Annotated in this window: 5 protein-coding genes and 1 pseudogene; 5 read left to right on the top strand and 1 reads right to left on the bottom strand. The window is 63.9% G+C overall.

The genetic code is table 11. The features are described 5' to 3' along the window. Positions 1–34: 34 nt before the first annotated feature. The 5 genes and pseudogenes from pspC to VMR39_RS00970 all read left to right on the top strand — a co-directional run bounded on the left by pspC (position 35) and on the right by VMR39_RS00970 (position 1,633). Positions 35–415: an envelope stress response membrane protein PspC gene (gene pspC / locus VMR39_RS00950; protein ID WP_325413465.1), complete on the top strand. Its 381-nt coding sequence runs from the start codon at positions 35–37 to the stop codon at positions 413–415. A 39-nt stretch (positions 416–454) separates the two neighbouring features. Then, positions 455–745 carry a hypothetical protein gene (locus VMR39_RS00955; RefSeq protein WP_325413457.1) on the top strand — a complete coding sequence of 97 codons (291 nt, stop codon included), beginning with the start codon at positions 455–457 and terminating at the stop codon, positions 743–745. Positions 746–771: 26 nt separating this feature from the next. Beyond that, positions 772–1,083: pseudogene (locus tag VMR39_RS00960) on the top strand (hypothetical protein). A 35-nt stretch (positions 1,084–1,118) separates the two neighbouring features. Continuing rightward, the gene (locus VMR39_RS00965; RefSeq protein WP_179044823.1) at positions 1,119–1,370 is read left to right on the top strand and encodes a hypothetical protein; all 252 of its coding nucleotides are present in this window, start codon (positions 1,119–1,121) and stop codon (positions 1,368–1,370) included. Between the two features lie 29 nt (positions 1,371–1,399). Next, entirely contained in the window at positions 1,400–1,633 is a 234-nt protein-coding gene (locus VMR39_RS00970; RefSeq protein WP_325413461.1) for a hypothetical protein, read from the top strand. A gap of 149 nt (positions 1,634–1,782) precedes the next feature. Here the strand turns inward: VMR39_RS00970 and VMR39_RS00975 are convergent. Beyond that, positions 1,783–2,488, bottom strand: a 706-nt coding sequence (locus VMR39_RS00975) for an FAD-dependent monooxygenase (protein ID WP_325413463.1), incomplete at its 5' end; no start/stop codon positions are given.

Here is a 2,488-nt window from a genome sequence, read left to right on the forward strand (position 1 = left end):
CCGGACGACTACAGCTTCGACCGGAGGAACTGACATGACCGCCCGCCGCACCAAATTCTACCTCGACAAGCAGAATGGCAAATGGATGGGCGTATGCGCCGGCATTGCCGACTATACCGGGATCGACGTGGTCTGGGTCCGGGTCGGCGCCGTCCTCGTCACCCTGATGGGCGCCTTCCCCTGGTCGCTGATCGCCTATTTCGCCGCCGCATATTTCGCCGAGAACAAGCCGTCGGGCCTCTATGCGGATCGCGACGATGAGAAATTCTGGCAGGGCGTGCGCACCAACCCGACCCGCTCTACCCGTGACGTCCGGTCCAAGTTCCGCGACATCGATCGCCGCCTGGCCGACATCGAAATCTATTATACCAGCCGCAACACCCGCCTGTCGGACGAGATCGAAAGCCTGCGCTGACGGCTATCGTCGGAGGGGAACTGAAGGGAGCAGAGGATCATGAACTTCGCCGGACCCAGCTTCATCGTCGCGATCGTCGCCCTGTCCATGGGCGCCTGGGTGATCACCACCTGGCTCCGCGTCAAGCATGGCTATCCGCTGACGGACGACAACGGAAACACCGTTCATCGATCCGATCCCGACGCCGGTCGAAAAATCGACCTTTTATCAAACGAAAACGAAATGCTGGTTGGCCGAATCAGCCGTCTTGAGGAACGCATCGCCGTGCTGGAGAGGATCGCCACCGATCCCGCCACCCGCACCGCGCGCGAAATCGACGCACTGCGCTGACCGACCAGGCAAGGGAGTAGATCATGATGTTTCCATTCGAAGCCTTTGCGCCTGTCGCGGTCATCGTCGGTTCGCTGGCCGTCGCCGGCTGGATCTTCACCACCTGGCTGCGCATCAAGCATGGCTATCCGCTGGAAAACAGCTGGGGCAAGGCGGTCTATCCGCAAAAGAATGAGGAAATGGTCGAGCGTATCAAGCTGCTGAGCCAGGAAAATGCCCAGCTCCGTGCGTAGATCGGGTCGATGAAGGATCGGCTCGCCGTGGTGGAGCGGATCGTGACTGACGAAAGCCATCAACTCGATCGCGAAATCGAACGGCTGCGCAGCCCGGCCAACTGACCGGACGCCGGCGCGCCAAGAGGGAGGAAAGAAACATGAATCCGTTTGAAATGGTCGTCGCCATCGTCGCGATCACCGCCATCGCCAGTGTCGTCCGCGCCAAATATGGCGTCGTGCGCCGCCACAAGGGCGAGGACTTCATCCAGCGCGGTCCTGATCCGGAAGCGGAACGGCTGCGCGCCGAGGTGAAGGCGCTCAAGGATCGTGTGGCCGTGCTGGAACGGCTGGCCACGGACGGCTCCAGCGCGCTGGAGCGGGAATTCGAAAAACTCCGGGACCGCGACTGAACAGCGCGCGTCCGGGCAGGGAGGCATTTATGCAGGACCCTTATCTCTACATCACTCTCGCGGCGACCAGCCTTGCCGGTCTCGCCATCATCGCGGTCGCGGCGCTGCGCGGCTGGAACGGCTGGCTCGAACTGAAGCGCGCTGAACTCGGCCGTCGCGTGGAAGACAGCGCGCCGCCATCGGCCGTGGCGCGGATCGAGGTCGCCGATCTCAAGGAACGCATTCGCAAGCTGGAAGCCATCGCTGCGGGCGTGGATTTGTAAGAGGCAAGCGGGGATGGCTGGTTTGGTGGATTGCGGACGGTCGGATTTCCCCGACCTCCGTTCGCTCTGAGCTTGTCGATGGGCCGAACGGATATCGGGTGTCCCCTCCTCGCCGACGCCTGACCTCCTCAAAGCCGCCGCAGCAATCCTCAGATCATCTCGCCCGCCAGCAGGCGGGGCAGGGCACCGGACTGCCCTCGCGCTTCGGCCATGAAACGGTTCTTGAGCAGCGACGTGCGCTGCACCGCCGCCAGTCCCGCCCGACGCACCAGCGAGGGCAGCTTCCCCGGCACATCGAACAGGCGCACCAGCCCGTCCATCGCCACGCTGGTCATCATCGAATCGAGGCCGCGCCAGCGCTGATAGCGTGCCAGCAGCTGCGCATCCCCCGGATCGAGGCCAAGGCGCATTCCTTCCACCAGCACTTCGACGAGCGCGGCAACATCGCGGAAGCCCAGGTTCAGCCCCTGTCCCGCGATCGGGTGGATGGCATGGGCGCTGTCGCCCACCAGCGCGAGCCGGGTGTCGGTGATCCGCGCGGCATGATGGAAGCCGAGCGGATAGGAGGATCGCGGCCCGGCCAGCCTTATCTCGCCCAAAAATCCGCCGATCCGCTTCTGCGCTTCGGCCAGCCAGGCGCGCTCGGACAATTTCATCATCGCCGGCGCTTGCTCGGTCGGCACGGTCCAAACCACGGCCGACCGCGTACCCGGCAGCATCGGCAACAGCGCGAAGGGGCCGCCGACGTAGAAAATCTCATAGGCGGTATTGGCGTGCGGCACCTCATGGTCGATCGCCGTGACCATGGCGGTGTGCTTATATTGCCAGCGGGTGGTGTTGATCCCCGCCGCCTCG

Source organism: Sphingobium sp., assembly GCF_035511395.1.
Lineage (GTDB): Bacteria > Pseudomonadota > Alphaproteobacteria > Sphingomonadales > Sphingomonadaceae > Sphingobium.